This window comes from Streptosporangium sp. NPDC087985, from assembly GCF_044741965.1.
Taxonomy (GTDB): domain Bacteria; phylum Actinomycetota; class Actinomycetes; order Streptosporangiales; family Streptosporangiaceae; genus Streptosporangium.
Map to the genome: position 1 here is coordinate 67,793 of NZ_JBIUTQ010000007.1, position 16,973 is coordinate 84,765.

Below are 16,973 nucleotides of genomic sequence, written 5' to 3' on the forward strand. Positions count from 1 at the left end.
GCCTTTACTTCCAGGCCTTCTCGGCCTCGGCCTCAAGCTTGCCCTGGATGTCCTTGATGCTGGAGGGGTCGCGCACGAAGTCCTGCAGGAGTTTCCACTCGCCCTTGCCGTCGGTGCCGCCGAAGGCGCTGGGCGCGAGGTCGGACATGTCGTAACGGACGGCGTCGCCGGCGGAGATGATCGTTTCGGCGAGCTTCTTGGTCAGGTCGGACGGGTAGTTGTCGGGCGAGACGTTGCGGTTGGGGGAGAGGTAGCCGGGCAGCTTCGCCCAGATCTCGCCGCCCTCGGCGGAGGCGAGGAACTCAAGCAGCGCCATCGCGCCCTTGGAGTCCTTCAGAGCCACCGCGATGTCGCCGCCCAGCACGACCGGCTCGGTGTCGCCGGCCTTCGGGAACGGGAAGTACTTGGCCTCCTCGCCGAGCTTCGCGCCGGACTCCTCGGCCGGGGAGGCAACGAAGTCCGCCTCGATGACCATCGCCGACTTGGCCTGGCCGTAGACCTGGGTCACGCAGGCCGGGAAGCCGGTCTGCAGGGCGCCGGAGGTGCCGCCGAGCAGGAACTCCTTCTTGCCGACGAGCTGCCCGATCTTCTCCAGCGCGGTGGTCACGCTGGGGTCGGTCCACGGGATCTCGTGCTTGGAGAGCTTGGTGTAGTTCTCCGGGCCGGCGCTGGACAGGTAGACGTTCTCGAACAGGTCGGTCAGCGTCCAGCCGGCCGCCCCGCACAGGGAGAACGGCGGGGTGCCGGAGTCGGCGATCGCCTGGGCGGTCGTGAGGAGCTCGTCCCAGGTGGCCGGCGGCTGCACCCCGGCGTCCTGGAAGGCCTTGTCGCGGTACCAGATGAGCGACTTGTGGGCCGCCTTCACCAGCACGCCGTAGGTCTGACCGCCGGCGGAGCCGAGCTCCTTCCAGTACGGGGTGTAGTTGTCGTCGATCTGCTTGAGCACCTCGGGGGTGAGCGGCTTGAGCGCCTTCTGGTCGGCATACTGCTTGACCAGGCCCGGCTGGGGCAGGATCGCGATGTCCGGCGGGTTGTCGCCCTGGATGCGCGGCCCGAGGTAGGCGCCGGTGTCCTCGCTGGTGGAGGCGTAGACGACCTTGGCGCCGGTCTTGGTCTCGAACGCCTTGAGCACTTCCTGGAAGTTGGCCTGCTCGGGGCCGGTCCACTTGGCGGCGACCTCGATGGTCACGCCCTCCAGGGTCTTGGCCGCGGGGACGGCGGAGGAGTTGTCGCCGGGGGCGGGGGAGGCGGCGGTGTCGGAAGCCTGGCCGCCGCATGCGGCGAGCGCGAGCGCGAGTCCAGCCGTCGTCACTGTCGCGATGGATTTACGCATACTGAACGAACCTCCTGTGCTGTCGGGGCTCCCGATGCCAACGGGGGACGTGGATGACAGCTCACTGTGGGTGGGGATGGGAATGACGCCCGGCCCGGACCGGGGTGGGGATGCCCCTCAGTCCGGGTCGGGAGTGGGGAGGACGGTCTCGCCCGGGGATCGCCCCCGGGGTCACCGAGCCCGGATGATCTCGTTGAGCTGGCCTTTCATGGAGGCGACGACATCGTCGCCCGCCTCCTCGAAGGGTGGGGTGAGCGCGTTGGAGACCGCACTGGCGATCACCAGGCTCACCTGGTTGTAGTTGTCACTTGCCGGTCTCGGCTGTGCGGAGAGAATGCTCTGCTTGAGAACCGGAAGGTAGGGGAAGCGTTTGATCAGGCCGGGGTCGTCGTACAGCTCGGCCCAGACGGGCGGGAACGAACCGTCGACGAGCACCCGCCGCTGGTTCTCCAGACTGGTGAAATAGCGGATGAAATCCAGCGCCGACTTCTGCCGCTTGGAGTATGCGCTGAGCGCGAGGTTGATCCCGCCGAGCGAGCTGGAACCCGGGCCGTTCAGCCCGGGAAGCCGGGTGACACCGAACTTGCCGGCGACCGCCGAAGCGGTGGCCGGGCCGTACGCGTGCGGCCAGTTGCGGGCGAAGGCGAGCCGGCCCTCCTGGAAGGCCAGCCGGGACTCCTCCTCCTTGAAGGAGAGTGACTCCTGAGGGATCCATCCCTCACGGAATCCGCCGACCAGGAAGTCCAGGCCGGTCTTCGCCTTGGTCACGTCCATGGTCACCCGGGTGCCGTCCGGGCTGAGGATCTGTCCGCCCGCCGACTGCACGGCCTCGGTGAAGTTGACGGTCAGCCCCTCATAGGCGAGGAACTGACCGGCGTAACCGCCGATGCCGTACGTGTCGTGCAGCGTGCGGGACTGCTCGCGCAGCTCCGCCCAGGTTCGGGGCGGCTTGAAGCCCTGCTTGGCGAGCAGGTCCTTGCGGTAGTAGAGCAGTCCGGCGTTGCTGGTGTAGGGCACGGCCCAGAGCTTGTCCTGGTAGACCGCGGTGTCCACCACCGGCGGCAGGAACCGGTCCAGCGGGAACATGCCGCGGTCGAGCGGCAGGATCCAGCCGGCGTCGGCGAACTCAGCGGTCCAGACCACGTCGAGGCCGAGCACGTCGTAGCGGTCGCTTCCGGCCTGCAGATTGGCGACCATCTGCGCGCGCTGCTCGTCGGCCGCCTCGGGGAGTTCGAGCAGGGTGGCACGTTCCCCGGGATGGGTCTGGTTCCACCGGTCGAGCAGTGGTTGAAGGTAGCCGGTCGTGTCGCGTCCCGTCACGAGAGTGAACGGGCCGGTCCCGCCGGACCGCTCCGTCTTCTGAGCGACCGCCCCCGAGCATCCCGCCGTCACCAGTACGGCGAGCGCGACGGAGACCAGACGGCGCATCGGTTGCCTCCAGTTCCCAGAGCGGCTACATACATGTTAGGTAGATGCATTCATGTTATGCACAGCGCTAATGTGGGCGTCAACGGATCACCACATAACGCTCACGTAACGAGCACTCCGAGGAGGTGAGGCGTGAGGCAGTCGCTGCTCGCGCTCCTCGCGAAGGAACCTGCCCACGGATACGAGCTGAAACAGGCGCTGGAACAGATATTCGGCAGTGCCTATCCGTCACCGAACATCGGACAGATCTACGTCACGCTCGGCCGCCTGGAGAAGGACGGGCTGGTGCGGGCCGTGGACGTCGAGCAGTCCAACCGGCCGAACAAGAAGGTGTACTATCTGACCGCCAAGGGCCGGGAAGCCCTCGACGTATGGGTGGACGAACCCACCGAGGGGCCTCGGGTCCGGGACGAGTTCTTCATGAAGCTCGTGCTGGCCCCCATGACCGGCATCGCGGACCGGGTGACGCTGATCAGCCGCCAGCGCCGCCACTACCTCGCGCTCATGCGCGACCTCAACCAACTCGCTGAGCGGACCGACCGGGGGAACCGCGTCGCGCTCCTGCTGATAGAGGGGGCCATGCTCCACCTGCAGGCCGACCTCGACTGGCTCGAACGCTGTCAGGAGGACCTGTCGTGAGCGCACCTCCGCACCCCGTAGTCAACACGGTCAACCTGGTGAAGATCTACCAGAACGGTGGCGTCCCGGTACCCGCCGTGCGGGGAGTGGACCTGAGGGTCGAGGCGGGGCAGTTCGTCGCGGTCATGGGGCCGTCGGGGTCGGGCAAGTCCACCCTGGTGCACATGGTCGGCGGCCTGGACACCCGCACCAGCGGCGAGATCTGGCTGAACGGCAAGCGGGCCGACACGCTGAGCGAGAGCGCCTGGGCGTTGCTGCGCCGACGGGAGATCGGCTTCGTCTTCCAGTTCTTCAACCTGGTCGCCAACATGACCGTGGCCGACAACGTCGAACTGCCCGCGCTGCTGGCCGGAGCGTCCCCGCGCGAGGCCCGCGAGCGCCGGGAGTACCTCTTGGGCGAGCTCGGCCTGACCGACCGCGCCGACGCCGCCCCCGCCCAGCTCGCGGGTGGCGAGCAGCAGCGAGTCGCGCTGGCCCGCGCGCTGGCCAACAGGCCGAGCCTGCTGCTCGCCGACGAGCCCACCGGCAACCTCGACAGCCGCAACACCCGGGACGTTCTCCGCCTCCTCGGAGAGGTCCACCGGGACGGCCAGACCATCATCATGGTCACCCACGACGCCCGGGTGGCCAGCCTTGCCGACCGGGTGGTCTCCCTGCTCGACGGAGAGATCGTCGACGACGGCGCCGTCGGTCCGGTCCGCCGGCGTCCCAGGGCCACCGCGGGCGACGTCGTCGAGCTCAGGGGGTAGCCGGTGAGCACCGTCAGGGCCTCGGCCAGATGGATCCGGGCCGACCTGAGAGCACGGCGGGGACAGGCACTGCTGACGGTGCTCGCGGTGGCGGGGATCGTCACGGCGCTCATCGCCTCGGCGACGCTGCTGGAGGACGGGACGAACCCGTGGCGGGGGCTGTTCGCGGAATCCAGGGGCGCGCATGTGTGGATCCACACCAAGGACGCTCCAGACGTGCCCGCGCTGTCGCGGCTCCATGGCGTGGTCGAGGTGGCGGGGCCGTACCGGACGGCGCCCGTGATGCTCACGCTGGACGGTAAGAAGTCGCCCGTGGCGCTCCGGGGGATGCAGGCGACGGCACCTTCCGTGGCCGCGCCGCTGGTCCGGGAGGGGCGGTGGCTACGTCCCGGCGACGTCGAGGGCGTGGTCGTCGAGCGATCCTTCGCCGAGGCGCTCGATCTGCGGGTGGGCGGACCCTTCCCCGTCACCGCGCTCAACGGCGCCTCGCACCCGTTGATCGTGGTCGGCCTGGCCGACACCGCCGACCAGGGCTTCTACCCCGAGTGGACCCCCGGCCTGGCCTGGACCCTGACCACCACCCTCGCCAGGATCGAACCCGCGCTGGGCCGCAGCGAGTCGGTCACCGGCCTGCGGCTCGCCGATGGGGAGGACACGCTGCCGGTCGTGCACGGGGCGGTCACTCTGCTGGCCGAGCAGATCCAGCGCATGTCCACCTGGCGCGAGGTCCGCGCCTCCATGGAACTGGACAACCGGCTGCTCGGGCTGCTGCTGGCGCTGTTCGGCGCCACCGGGCTGGTCGCCGCCGCGCTGGCCATCGTCAACGTGGTGGGCGGCCGGGTGCTGACCCAGACACGCGACATCGCCACCCTGAAGTCCCTCGGCTACACCCGGAGCCAGATCTTCGGCCTGCTCGTGGTGGAGCACGGCGCGCTCGGCCTGCTCGGTATCGCCGCCGGCCTGGTCTGCGGCCAGATCGCCTCCTCGTTCGCGCTGGACGGCATGCCGGTTCTGCCGCTCTCGCCGATCCCGCTGCTGTCGATCGCCGGAGGCACCGCCGCGGTGGTCCTCGTCGCGGTGGCCCTGCCCGCCTGGCGTGGCAGCCGCACACCGCCGATCCCCGCGGCGCCCGCCGCGCCGCCGAAGGGCCACCTGTCCCGGATGGCCAGGCTCGCCCTTCTCGTACGGCTGCCGCCCGCCCTCGTCCTGGGCACCCGCGACGCCTTCACCCGGCGCGTCCCCGCCCTCCTGAGCATTGTCGGCGTCGCCGTCCCGATGATGATGATCACGATCGGCCTCGGCTGCTGGGCCACCCTGGACGACTTCCTGCGCCATCCCGAAAAGATCGGTCAGGCGGCCGCGCTCACCCTCCGCCCGGACAAACTCTCCGCGGGGGACGCCGTACGGATCGCCAGGGCCGACCCCGAGGTGCTGGCCGCCTACCCGGGCACCGAGGTGTCCGCGCTGGAACCGGAGCAGACCAGGAGTGTGCTGGCCCGTGCCGTGGGCACCTCCGCGCACCCGTATCCCTTCTCGGTGGTCGAGGGGCGGATGTTCGCCGCCCGCGGCGAGGCGGTCGCCGGGCAGGGACTGCTCGACCTGCTGGAGGCGCGGATCGGGGACCGGGTGCGGATGACGGTCGGTGGCACGCCTCTGATCGTCCACATCGTCGGCCGGGTGGTGGAGCCCGACCAGGATGGTGAGGTGCTCTCCCTCGGGCTGGACAGTCTCGCCGCCAAGGACGCGATGCCGCCGCAGTTCTACAGCCTGGTTCTCCGGCCGGGAGCCGACCCGGCCGCGGTCCGGGCCCGGCTGCTGGCCGCCTCGGACGAGGCACTGGAGGTGCAGCTGGTGGTCAACCCGGCGGAACGGCTCTCGATCATCCGTGTGGTGATCGTGGCCCTGATCGGCGTGCTCTCGCTGCTCGGCCTGGCCAACCTGCTGACCGCCGGCGCCCTCGGCCTGCGTGACCACGCGCTGGACCTGGCGGTGCTCAAGGCCATGGGACTCACCCCGAGACAGGTGGCCGCGACCCTGGTCACCGGCACGGGGCTGCTCGTCGTGCTGGGCGTGGTCACGGGCACCGCCGCCGGAGCCTCCGTGGTCGCTGGTCTGATCGACCTGCAGGGCCACACCAGCGGCGTCGGCGCGGGCATCGGCCGTACCCCCTCGGCGGTGACCCTGGTCTCCGCGGTGCTGATCGCGGTGGGGGCGGCCCTGCTGGTGACGTTGATACCGGCGCGCAGGGCCGTACGCGCCCAGGTGCCGATGACCGCCAGGTGAGGGCGCCTGCCCCCGGATGGTCGCGAGACCAACGCGGAACGGTGCGGTACGGCCAGGCCGTACCGCACCGGGGGAAGCCGCGGGAAGGGATCAGCGGGTGTTGATGGAGAACCAGAAGAAACCGTGACCCGGCAGGGTCAGCAGGTAGGGCAGGGCGCCCACCTGCGGGAACGGCACGCCGCCGCGGGTCTCGACCGGCGTCATGCCCTCGAAGCGGCGCAGGTCCAGCTCCACCGGCTGCGGATACTTCGACAGGTTGTTGACGCACAGCATCACGTCGTCGCCGTCCTCGCGGACGAAGGACAGCACCGCCGGGTTGCTGGACCACAGCTCGCTGTAGACGCCGGTGCCGAAGACCGGGTGGCTACGGCGGATCTCCAGCATCTTCCTGGTGAAGTGGAGCAGTGACGCCGGGTTCTTCTCCTGGGCCTCGACGTTGACCGCCTGGAAGCCGTAGATCGGGTCCATGACGGCAGGGAGGTAGAGGCGGCCCGGGTCGCAGTCGGAGAACCCGGCGTTACGGTCCGGGCTCCACTGCATCGGGGTGCGGACCGCGTCGCGGTCCTCCAGCCAGATGTTGTCGCCCATGCCGATCTCGTCGCCGTAGTACATGACCGGCGAGCCGGGAAGGGACAGCAGCAGCGCGGTGAACAGCTCGATCTGGTCCCGGTCGTTCTCCAGCAGCGGGGCCAGGCGGCGCCGGATGCCCAGGTAGGCCCGCATACGCGGATCCTTGGCATACTCGGCGTGCATGTAGTCGCGCTCGTCCTCGGTGACCGTCTCCAGGGTCAGCTCGTCGTGGTTGCGCAGGAAGATGCCCCACTGAGCGCTGTCCGGGAGCTTCGGTGTCCGCGACATTATCTCGGAGATGGGCTCCCGGCTGCCCCGCCGCACGGCCATGAAGAGGCGCGGCATGAGCGGGAAGTGGAAGGCCATGTGGCACTCGTCGCCGCCCACCGACGGGTCGCCGAAGTACTCCACCACGTCCTCGGGCCAGCCGTTGGCCTCGGCCAGCAGCACCCGGTCGGGGTAGAGGCGGTCCACCTCGGCGCGGACCCTCTTCAGGTACGCGTGGGTCTCGGGCAGGCCGGAGCAGTTGGTGCCCTCGCGCTCGAAGAGGTACGGCACGGCGTCCAGACGGAAGCCGTCGATACCCAGATCCAGCCAGAACCGCAGGACCTCCAGCATGGCCTCCTGGACCGCCGGGTTGTCGTAGTTCAGGTCCGGCTGGTGGTGGAAGAAGCGGTGCCAGTAGTACTGCTTGCGGACCGGGTCATAGGTCCAGTTGGACTCCTCGGCGCCGATGAAGATGATCGGGGCGTCGGGGTATCCGGTGGGCTCGTCGGACCAGACGTAGAAGTCGCCGTAGGGGCCTTCGGGGTCGTGCCGCGAGGCCTGGAACCAGGGGTGCTTGTCGCTGGTGTGGTTCATCACCAGGTCGGTGATGATGCGCAGGCCCCGCGCATGAGCCGACTCGATGAGCTCCACGAAGTCGCCGAGGTCGCCGAAGTCGGGAAGGATCTTCATGTAGTCGGAGATGTCGTAGCCGCCGTCGCGCAGCGGCGACTCGTACAGCGGGAGCAGCCACAGACAGTCGACGCCGAGCCACTTGGTGTAGTCGAGCTTCTCGATCAGGCCGCGCAGGTCTCCCGTGCCGTCTCCGTTGGAGTCCTTGAATCCCCGGACCAGGACCTCGTAGAAGACCGCCCGCTTGTACCACTGAGGGTCCGCCGAGACGAAGTCTTCGGCAACGGGCTGCATATAGGGGGATGGGTTCATCGTGTTCTCGCTCACGGTGAGAAAGGGCAGGACGAAGTCACCGGATAGTCCGGCTCGTGATGTTTGGTGACCGCGCTGGCGGGAGCCGTCATCCCCACGTGCTCCATGCCCTCGGCCGGACCGGATCTGTGATTCGGTCTGTCCGTTGTGGCGCTTTCCGGGCCGAACACTACCAGCCGTTCACGCCTGTCGTAGCCCCTAAAACATCTCGTCACGTTCCCACACCGCGGAATCTCCGTAAGCATCGCGCAACCCACCCGTAATCACGCTGTCGCTTACTGCTCTCTTCCCCGAAACCCCCCTTGCGCGGTGACGATGACCTGGGTCTATGTCCGGAGGTCCGGGAGACGCGCGCACTGCGGGCGGACACCTGGATCCGGTCGTCGCGGACGCCCGGGTCGTACGCTCCGGCCCGCGGTGTGGACCGTCGGGAGGCGGCGCGGGGAGAGGTCAGTTCCAGGGCGGGGTGAGGGTGGGCAGGCGGTCCTCGTAGTCGCCCAGCCAGGCCCCGAACAGGACCAGGCTCCGTACCCAGAACCGGTCGTTCCAGCCGTTGAACCGGGCCAGGGCGTCGGGGCCCTCGGCGACCACGCCGTGAAGCTGCTCCGACAGCAGCGACGGCACGGCACCCGCGACCAGGGTCAGCATCCGGTGGCCGTACTCCCGCGCGGGCGCGGCGGCCGAGCGCAGCGGGACCCGCTGGAGCGGCTGCTTGACCACGTTGGTGGAGGGCAGCGCGGCCACCCGCGGGTTGGCGGCGTGCAGGAGCTCCCGGTAGAAGTGCCCCTTGTCCTTGCGGGCCACGCCCACCGAGAGGGCGGCGTCGAAGAAGTCCGGGTGCATGAAGGGCGCCGCGAACGACACCTCGGGACCGACCAGGTTGACCGGGGAGCGGGCGATGCCCCGGGCGGTCCGGGTGTGCAGGACGGACAGCGGCAGCTCGGCCCGGTGCCCGTTGAGCATCGAGGTCGACTGGCCGAAGGCCGCCTCGACCGAGGAGGCGATCCAGGCCGACGCCTCCTCGGACAGGAACGGGACCGAGGGGGCGCCCAGGGAGAGGGAACCGAGCAGCGCCGTCTTCCGCTCCGCCTGCGAGGAGGCCTCCAGCGCGGCCCCGCTGACCATGAAGTTCTTCAGCAGCGGACCCCCGGCCAGCCCGTCCACCAGGGTCCGGCCGGCCCGGTGCACCTCACGGGCGAACGGGGTGTACCAGGCGTGGTGCGGGGTGAGGAACTCCAGCCGCCGGGCGACGGCCAGCGCGTCGTCGGGGTAGGCGGCGGCGTCCTGGGCGATCACGCGGTGCCGTACGCCCAGCTCGCGGGTTATCGCGCGGGCGAAGGCGATGTCGGTGTCGGTGCCGTCGTCGGGGCTCGTCGTCCACGACTCCACGTCGGCGCCCCGGGTCACCGCGACCGAGCACAGCAGCCGCGAGTCGTAGCCGCCGCTTACCGGCACGAGCAGCGGCCGCCCGTCGAACCCCTTGTAGACCTCGTGCAGGATCTCCAGGATCTCCCCGGCCGTCCGTCCCGCCTCGAACGGCTCCTCACGCAGCCACCGGGGCAGCCGGCGCTCGGTCGAGATCCGGCCCGACGCCCGGTCGAAGACCAGCGCGCCGGACCCGGCCAGCCGCTTGACCTGGACGTACGGGGTGTCGTCGCGGAGTGGGAAGGTCAACTGGAGGATCGACGCCCAGGCATCCCAGTTGATCTCGTACGGCGTGCGCGCGAGGGCCAGCAGCGGCTCCAGCAGCGAGGAGAAGTAGACCGCCCCGCCCTGGGACAGGTAGTAGACGTCCACCAGGCCGAGCCCGCCGGCATGCAGGGAGATCCGGTCCCCGTCGTCGATCAGGCCGGGGGTCTCGAACTCCTCCGCCACGCTGATCCACGTCGCCGCCTCAGTCGGCCGGCGCTCTCCCCACGCGAACGCCCAGGTCTGTGCGTCCCTCCGGTAGGGCGGCAGCGGAGAGGAGCTGAACAGGGCCGCCTCGGGCGTCCGCAGCGCGGGCCTCACCCGTGGTCCGGCCCCTCGCAGCGTCTCCAGGACGGCCTCGTCGAGGTGGCCGATGCCGCCGCAGACGTACGGCCTCACATTGAACGTCGGCCACTGCACCGTGCTGACTCCTCTATGTCGCGATTGAGCAAAGGGTATCCTTTCGCCCGGCTCAGAAATCGGAGGACGGCGTGGCGGGCGAGCAACTCGAGAGCACACGGTTGGCGTTGCGGGAGGCTGTGGCTGCGGCGGAGCGGGCCGCCGAACTGGCCAGACTGCTCGACGCGGCACAGGCGAAGATCACCGAAGCGGAGCGTGCCACAGCCGAACTACGCGGAGTCCAGGAGCGCCTGAGCGAGGCCGAGGAACGGCTCGAAGCGGCGCACGCGGCGGAGGAGAGGCTCCGCAGGGACCTGGCCGAGCAGCGCTACCAGGCCGAGGTGGCGAAGTGGAAACTGTCGTCGGTGCAGGTGGCACGCTGGTCCCGGCTCGGCGACGCGATCAAGACGGGCAAGAGCAACCCGGTGCGGCTGGCGCGTGGCCTGCGCGGGGCCGCCCGGCCCGCCAAGCGCCCGGCCGCCCCGAAGCGTCAGCCCGTCCCGGTCAAGAGCGCCTCCAAGACGGCCCCCGGCGCGGCCTTCCAGGCCACCACGTTCACCCGGACCGTCGGCGGCAAGGTGGTCAGGCTCAAGCCCTTCCGCGTCCCGACCGGTCCGAACACCCGCCCGCACCTGACGGCGGCCGTCGTCGCGGAGCCGCACGCCGAGGCACTGCTGCGCTACGAGTGGCGGCAGACCACCGGCTTCACGCCAAAGGATTTCGCCCGGGTCCTGGCCTCCGAGGTCCCGCACCTGCTGCTGGTCGAGTCGGTCACCCAGGGGCCGTGGGCCGAGGAGCTGAGCGAGCCCGGCGAGGGTCTGCGAGCGCTGCTGTCCTGGTGCGCGGAGCGAGGCATCCGCACGGTCTTCTGGCACACCCGGGGGGACGTCGGCGACTTCGCGGACGCCGCGGGGTTGTTCGAGCACATCGTCACCGCGCTCCCCCGGTCCGTGGCGGCGTGGGGCGCCGCCCTGGCGTCCCGGGAGCCGGAGTCCGGCCGCCGGTCACCCTCGCTGGGGTTGCTGCCCTTCGCGATCCAGCCTCGCGTGCACAATCCGCTGCCGCTGGCCGGAGACCGGTCCGACCGGATGCTCACCATGGAGGAGCTGCTCCCCGGCCATCTGTCGTATCCGGACGTGCTCACCTCCTACCGCTGGCCCAGGGCCGTCTACTGCCCGCAGGGCACGGAGGCCTGGCGGATGGCCGAGCTGGCCGCGTGCGGTACGCCGATCTCGTCCTCGCGTTCCTCCGACCCCGCGCCGGACTCCGGGGCCGTCCCGCAGGTCCAGAACGACTCCGGGGCCGACGCCCGCAGGGCCCACGTGGCGCTCCGCCAGGCCTATGCCTCCGGCACGATGACCGAGAAGGTGGACGACCTGCTCGACGCGATCGGCCTGCCGAGTGCCCGGGCCACCCTCGACATCTCGGTGATCATGATCGACCGGGGCGACCTCGACCACACCCTCGCCCAGGTCGCGCCGCAGAAGGGCGTCGTCCAGCTGGTGCTGCTGTCGGACGTTCCGGACGCCGCGGAGCGGGCCCGTGCCGCGATGCCCGACCGGGTGGACGTCGTGGTCCGTCCCACCGATCCCGAGCTCACCACCGGCGGCATGCTCAACCGCGCCCTCGACCTGTGCCAGGGCGACCTGGTGGCGGTCATGGACGCCAGGGACATGTACGGCGAGCACTACCTGACCGATCTCGCCCGTGCCTTCCTGTTCACCACCGCCGACATCGTCGGCAAGGCGGCCTTCCACGCCCACCTGCGCGACGTCGCGGCCACGATGCTGCGCCAGTCGGCCGCCGAGTACTCCTACCTCCCCGAGATCATCGGGGCCACCCTGCTGGCCCGCCGTGCCGTCCTGAGGGGCATCGGCTTCGCCGACGTCTCGGAGGGCTGGGACGAGGTGCTGATGCGCCAGTGCCGCACGGACGGGATCAAGGTCTTCTCCGCGGACCGTTTCGGCTACGTCTGCCTGCGCGACGGCGACCGCTGGCTCCTCGGCTCGGCCCAGCTCGTCGACTACGGCCCGGCCGCCCCCCACGCCCTGGTCTGAGGGACGGATTAGGCTGCCAGGCGTGACGCCCGGTCAGCTTGGTGAGGTCCTCGGCCTGCCGCCGATCCCGCAGGGGACGTGGGCCGAGGAGGCCGTCTACGTCTCGCCGGCCGCGCTGCGCCGGCGGGAGGAGCCCGGGGAGATGGCGGCACGGCTGCGCGTGCTGCCGGGGATCGTGGACGTCCGGGTGCGGGGCGACGGGTTCCTGGAGATCGCGGTGGCCGTGCCGGGGGAGCTCGTCGCGGAGATCGGCCCGGTTCCCGCCCCGCCCTCCGGCGGGGTGTCGCCGTGGGCCGACTCCCCGAGGACCTGGAGCAATCCCGGGTTCGTCGTGAGATACGCGCATGTGCGGGCGGTCGCCGTACAGCGCTGGGCGGCGGAGCTGGGTGTCGGCGGGGAGTTCCAGCCGGAGCTACTCACCTGCCGATGGGACCGGGCGGTCCTGAGGTCGCTGGCCGAGGTGGACAGCAGGCGGGGGAGCCGGGATCCCGGGTGGGCGGCCTACGCCGAGCAGCTCGCCCTGGCCTATCACGACGCGTTCGAGCGGGCTCCCGCGCTGCCGGCGGGGGACGAGGAGCCGTCGGCCCTGCACACCGCCCGGGTACGGCAGGCCCGGGCCGTGCGTGACGTGCTGGCCGAGGGGCTGGCGGCGCTGGGTGAGGCGGCGCCAGAGGTCCTCTGACCGATCTTCCCGGAAGGGGCCGTGGACGGTGGGGGAGAGCGGTCGTGTGCCGGCGGTCCTGTCGTGCAGACCGCCAAAAAGCGTAAAAATATGGCGCCTAAGTTATAAATGGCATGAAAAGTTTGCGTCTTTCCGGTTGATCGTGTCTCGCCAGTTGGGCACTCGTCCCACGGGGATCACCGGGTCCGATAGCCTCGATCGGGTGAGTCGATTCGCCCACCCCGCCGGTGACCGGCACGCCGAAGTGCGGCCTGAGGAGCGCCCTCCGCACGCACCTGCCGACCTGAACACGCTCGATCCGACGATCTGGCCACGGACGTCGAACCGCGTCGGCGGCTCGATCACGATCGGTGGCACGGATGTCAGGGACCTGGTAAAAGAGCACGGCACCCCGCTCTACGTGGTGGACGAGGAAGACTTCCGTTCCCGCTGCCGCGACTACCGGGACGCGTTCGCCGGCGGTGAGGTCCACTACGCTGGCAAGGCGTTCCTGTGCCGCGAGGTCGCTCGCTGGATCATGCAGGAGGGCCTCGGCCTCGACGTGTGCAGCGGAGGCGAGCTGGCCGTCGCGCTGAGCGTCGGGTTCCCGCCCGACCGGATCACGCTGCACGGCAACAACAAGTCGCTCGCCGAACTGGAGAAGGCGGTCGAGATCGGGGTCGGGCACATCGTGGCCGACTCCTTCGAGGAGATCGCCCGGCTGGGGTTCCTGGCGGACAAACACGGCAGGCGTCCCCGGGTCATGATCCGGGTGACCGTGGGGGTGGAGGCGCACACCCACGAGTTCATCGCCACCGCCCATGACGACCAGAAGTTCGGCTTCTCACTGAGCTCCGGCGCCGCGGCCGAGGCGGCCCGGCGCATCCTCGCGCTGCCCCAGCTCGAACTCGTCGGCCTGCACTCCCACATCGGCTCCCAGATCACCGATACCGCCGGCTTCGAGGTGGCCGCCCGCCGCCTGGCCACGTTGCTGGTGCAGATCAAGGAGGAGCACGGCGTCGTCCTGCCGGAGCTCGACCTCGGCGGCGGTTACGGCATCCCCTACGTCGAGGGTGACACCGCGCCCGACGTGAAGGAGATCGCCGACAGCCTGCGGGAGATCGTCGCCAAGGTGGCCGAGTCCGCGGGCCTTCCGGTGCCCAAGCTCACCGTCGAGCCGGGCCGGGCCATCGCCGGGCTCGCGGGCGTGACGCTCTACGAGGTCGGCACGGTCAAGGACGTCGAGGGGCTGCGGACCTACGTCAGCGTCGACGGCGGCATGAGCGACAACATCCGCACCGCGCTCTACGGCGCCGAGTACACCGCGCGTCTCGCCTCGCGCGAGAGCTCGGCCGAGCCCATGCTCTCGCGCATGGTGGGCAAGCACTGCGAGAGCGGTGACATGGTGGTCCGCGACCTGTGGCTGCCGCAGGACCTGGCCACCGGCGACCTGGTCGCCGTCGCGGGTACCGGCGCCTACTGCCGCTCGCTCGCCAACAACTACAACTACCTTCCCAAGCCCGCCGTGGTCGCGGTCAAGGACGGGGTGTCCCGCGTGATCGTCCGCAGGGAGACCGAGGACGATCTGCTGAGAGGACAGCTGTGAAACGACCCGAAACCGCGGGCCGCCGGGTAAGCGGAGTGGACGAGAAGGGGAGTGCGGTCGGATGGCACTGAAAGTCGCTCTCCTCGGGTGTGGTGTCGTCGGTTCCCAGGTGATCCGGCTGATGCGCGAGCAGGCCGACGACCTCGCCGCGCGGATCGGGACCCCGCTGGAACTCGCCGGCGTCGCCGTGCGGCGGCTGGGCCGCAAACGGGACGCCGACGTGGACCCCGCCCTGCTGACCACCGACGCCGAGGCACTGGTCACCCGCGACGATGTGGACATCGTCGTCGAGGTGATCGGCGGTATCGAGCCCGCCAGGTCGCTCATCCTGGCCGCGATGAACAGCGGCAAGTCGGTCGTCACGGCCAACAAGGCGCTGCTCGCCGAGGACGGCGCGACCGTTCACGGCGCGGCCAGGGCCAACAACGCGGACCTGTACTTCGAGGCGGCCGTCGCGGGGGCGATCCCGCTGATCCGGCCGCTACGCGAGTCCCTGGCCGGTGACGACGTGCACCGCGTGCTCGGCATCGTCAACGGCACCACCAACTACATCCTCGACAAGATGGACGGAAGCGGCGCGTCCTTCTCCGACGCGCTTGAGGAGGCCCAGGCCCTGGGGTACGCCGAGGCCGACCCCACGGCCGACGTGGAGGGCTTCGACGCCGCGGCCAAGGCCGCGATCCTCGCCGGGATCGCCTTTCACAGCCGCGTGACGGCCGCCGACGTCCACCGCGAGGGCATCACCGAGATCACCGCGGCCGATGTGGCCAGTGCCAAGGCGATGGGGTACGTCATCAAGCTCCTGGCGATCTGCGCCCGCTCCGACGACGGCCACTCCATCGGCGTACGGGTGCACCCGGCCATGATCCCCAGGACGCACCCGCTGGCCGGGGTCCGCGAGGCCTACAACGCGGTCTTCGTCGAGGCCCGGTCCGCCGGGCAGCTGATGTTCTACGGCGCCGGCGCCGGTGGTGCTCCGACGGCGAGCGCGGTGCTGGGCGACATCGTGGCGGTGGCCCGCAACCTGCTGGCCGGCGCGCGGGGCCCCGAGGAGTCCACCTACGCGGACCTGGCCGTGCACCCGATGGGTGAGACCATCACGCGCTACCACGTCTCCCTGGACGTCGCCGACAGGCCGGGTGTGCTCGCCCGGGTCGCCGACATGTTCGCCAAGCAGGACGTCTCCATCCAGACCGTCCACCAGGAGGGCCACGGTGACGACGCCCAGCTCGTCCTGGTCACCCACCGGGCCAGTGACGCGGCGCTGTCGGCCACCATCGAGGCCCTGCGCGAGATGGACATCGTCCGCGACGTGGTGAGCGTCATGCGGGTGGAGGGTGAGGACGGCTCGTAGGACCGCCGGCCGGGTGAGGGCGCCCTCCGGTCTGCGAGGGCGCTCTGGGCTCCGTTCCGCCGGGGGCCCTACGGTGTGGAGTTCCTGAGTGTTTGGTAACGGACGGCTTAACGGGCTTTCTGGCTTATATGGTCTTGTTGTGCCCCCGTTCCCTCGCTCGAAAGGACAACTCACCTTGAAGATTGTTCGTCGGGCGGGAGCGTTGTCGGCGGTGCTGGTCGTCCTGGCGGCGCAGGCACAGACGCCGGTCGCCCACGCGGGGACCGTCGAGCCCTCGAAGAAGGCCGAGACGGTCGTCTCACTCACCTTCGATGACGGAGACGTCACTCATCCGTCCGCGGCCCGCATGCTGGAGAGACGAGGCATGCGGGGGACGTTCTACGTCAATACCGAGACCGTCGGGCGCGACCTCAAGCTGACCCGCCGCCAGCTCGCCGCGATCGCCAAGGCCGGCCACGAGATCGGCGGCCACACGCTGACCCACCTCCGCCTCACCGAGCTGACCCGGAGCGAACAGCGGGTGCAGATCTGCGACGACCGCAGAACGCTGGTGGCGTGGGGTTACCGGCCCACCACCCTCGCCTACCCGTTCGGCGCGGTGGACTCCGACGCCAAGTCGGTGGCGCGGCAGTGCGGCTACGACGCGGCCCGCGCGGTCGGCGGGCTCAGGCAGTGGAAGTGCCCCGACTGCCCGGCAGGCGAGGACCTGCGCCCGAAGGACCGCTACGCGATCCGCACACCGGGTTCGGTCCGGGAGGACACGCTGCTGCGGCAGATGAAGCAGCAGGTCCTCAACGCGGAGAAGGGCGGCGGCGGACTCGTCACCCTGGTGTTCCACCGTGTCTGCGACGGCTGCGGCGTCTACTCGGTGTCTCCCGGGACCCTGAACGAGTTTCTCGACTGGCTGGCGAGCCGCAAGGCCCACGGCACGGTCGTCAGGACCTTGCACGACGCGATCGGTGCCCGCTACCTGCCCCTGCCCTCGGAATAGAGGCC

General features: G+C 70.2%; 12 protein-coding genes. 8 read left to right on the plus strand and 4 right to left on the minus strand.

What is annotated here, in order from left to right; translation table 11 throughout:
* Positions 1–4: 4 nt before the first annotated feature.
* Positions 5–1,333: an ABC transporter substrate-binding protein gene (locus tag ACIN94_RS16455; protein WP_400706075.1), complete on the minus strand. Its 1,329-nt coding sequence runs from the start codon at positions 1,331–1,333 to the stop codon at positions 5–7.
* A gap of 171 nt (positions 1,334–1,504) precedes the next feature.
* The gene (locus ACIN94_RS16460; RefSeq protein WP_400706078.1) at positions 1,505–2,761 is read right to left on the minus strand and encodes an ABC transporter substrate-binding protein; all 1,257 of its coding nucleotides are present in this window, start codon (positions 2,759–2,761) and stop codon (positions 1,505–1,507) included.
* 132 nt (positions 2,762–2,893) lie between these two features.
* Between ACIN94_RS16460 and ACIN94_RS16465 the strand changes: the two genes are divergently transcribed.
* Genes ACIN94_RS16465 through ACIN94_RS16475 form a run of 3 tightly spaced genes read left to right on the plus strand, consistent with a single transcriptional unit; the run spans position 2,894 to position 6,432 of the window.
* Entirely contained in the window at positions 2,894–3,400 is a 507-nt protein-coding gene (locus ACIN94_RS16465) for a PadR family transcriptional regulator (RefSeq protein ID WP_400706081.1), read from the plus strand.
* On the plus strand, positions 3,397–4,149 hold the full coding sequence (locus ACIN94_RS16470) for an ABC transporter ATP-binding protein (RefSeq protein WP_400706084.1): 753 nt from the start codon (positions 3,397–3,399) through the stop codon (positions 4,147–4,149). Before ACIN94_RS16465 ends, ACIN94_RS16470 begins: the two co-directional genes overlap by 4 nt.
* Positions 4,150–4,152: 3 nt before the next feature.
* Positions 4,153–6,432 carry an ABC transporter permease gene (locus tag ACIN94_RS16475; RefSeq protein ID WP_400706087.1) on the plus strand — a complete coding sequence of 760 codons (2,280 nt, stop codon included), beginning with the start codon at positions 4,153–4,155 and terminating at the stop codon, positions 6,430–6,432.
* Positions 6,433–6,522: 90 nt separating this feature from the next.
* Here ACIN94_RS16475 and treS read toward each other — a convergent pair whose 3' ends face one another.
* The gene (gene treS, locus ACIN94_RS16480) at positions 6,523–8,211 is read right to left on the minus strand and encodes a maltose alpha-D-glucosyltransferase (protein WP_400706636.1); all 1,689 of its coding nucleotides are present in this window, start codon (positions 8,209–8,211) and stop codon (positions 6,523–6,525) included.
* A gap of 450 nt (positions 8,212–8,661) precedes the next feature.
* A complete protein-coding gene (locus tag ACIN94_RS16485) occupies positions 8,662–10,320 on the minus strand; it encodes an asparagine synthetase B family protein (protein WP_400706090.1) in 1,659 nt (552 codons plus the stop codon).
* 71 nt (positions 10,321–10,391) lie between these two features.
* Here ACIN94_RS16485 and ACIN94_RS16490 point away from each other — a divergent pair, with 71 nt between their 5' ends.
* From ACIN94_RS16490 to ACIN94_RS16510, 5 genes are all read left to right on the plus strand, one after another.
* Complete coding sequence (locus ACIN94_RS16490) at positions 10,392–12,356, plus strand: hypothetical protein (protein ID WP_400706093.1); 1,965 nt, start codon at positions 10,392–10,394, stop codon at positions 12,354–12,356.
* 22 nt (positions 12,357–12,378) lie between these two features.
* Positions 12,379–13,038 carry a DALR anticodon-binding domain-containing protein gene (locus ACIN94_RS16495; RefSeq protein WP_400706096.1) on the plus strand — a complete coding sequence of 220 codons (660 nt, stop codon included), beginning with the start codon at positions 12,379–12,381 and terminating at the stop codon, positions 13,036–13,038.
* A 202-nt stretch (positions 13,039–13,240) separates the two neighbouring features.
* Complete coding sequence (gene lysA / locus ACIN94_RS16500; protein ID WP_400706099.1) at positions 13,241–14,623, plus strand: diaminopimelate decarboxylase; 1,383 nt, start codon at positions 13,241–13,243, stop codon at positions 14,621–14,623.
* Positions 14,624–14,684: 61 nt separating this feature from the next.
* A complete protein-coding gene (locus ACIN94_RS16505; RefSeq protein ID WP_400706102.1) occupies positions 14,685–15,977 on the plus strand; it encodes a homoserine dehydrogenase in 1,293 nt (430 codons plus the stop codon).
* A 175-nt stretch (positions 15,978–16,152) separates the two neighbouring features.
* Positions 16,153–16,968 carry a polysaccharide deacetylase family protein gene (locus tag ACIN94_RS16510; protein WP_400706105.1) on the plus strand — a complete coding sequence of 272 codons (816 nt, stop codon included), beginning with the start codon at positions 16,153–16,155 and terminating at the stop codon, positions 16,966–16,968.
* Positions 16,969–16,973 lie beyond the last annotated feature (5 nt).

Excerpts from the sequence above, each read along its gene's own strand:
- ACIN94_RS16455 (WP_400706075.1), bottom strand. The coding sequence starts at position 1,333 with ATGCGTAAATCCATCGCGACAGTGACGACGGCTGGACTCGCGCTCGCG.
- ACIN94_RS16460 (WP_400706078.1), bottom strand. The coding sequence starts at position 2,761 with ATGCGCCGTCTGGTCTCCGTCGCGCTCGCCGTACTGGTGACGGCGGGA.
- treS (WP_400706636.1), bottom strand. The coding sequence starts at position 8,211 with ATGAACCCATCCCCCTATATGCAGCCCGTTGCCGAAGACTTCGTCTCG.
- ACIN94_RS16505 (WP_400706102.1), top strand. The coding sequence starts at position 14,685 with ATGGCACTGAAAGTCGCTCTCCTCGGGTGTGGTGTCGTCGGTTCCCAG.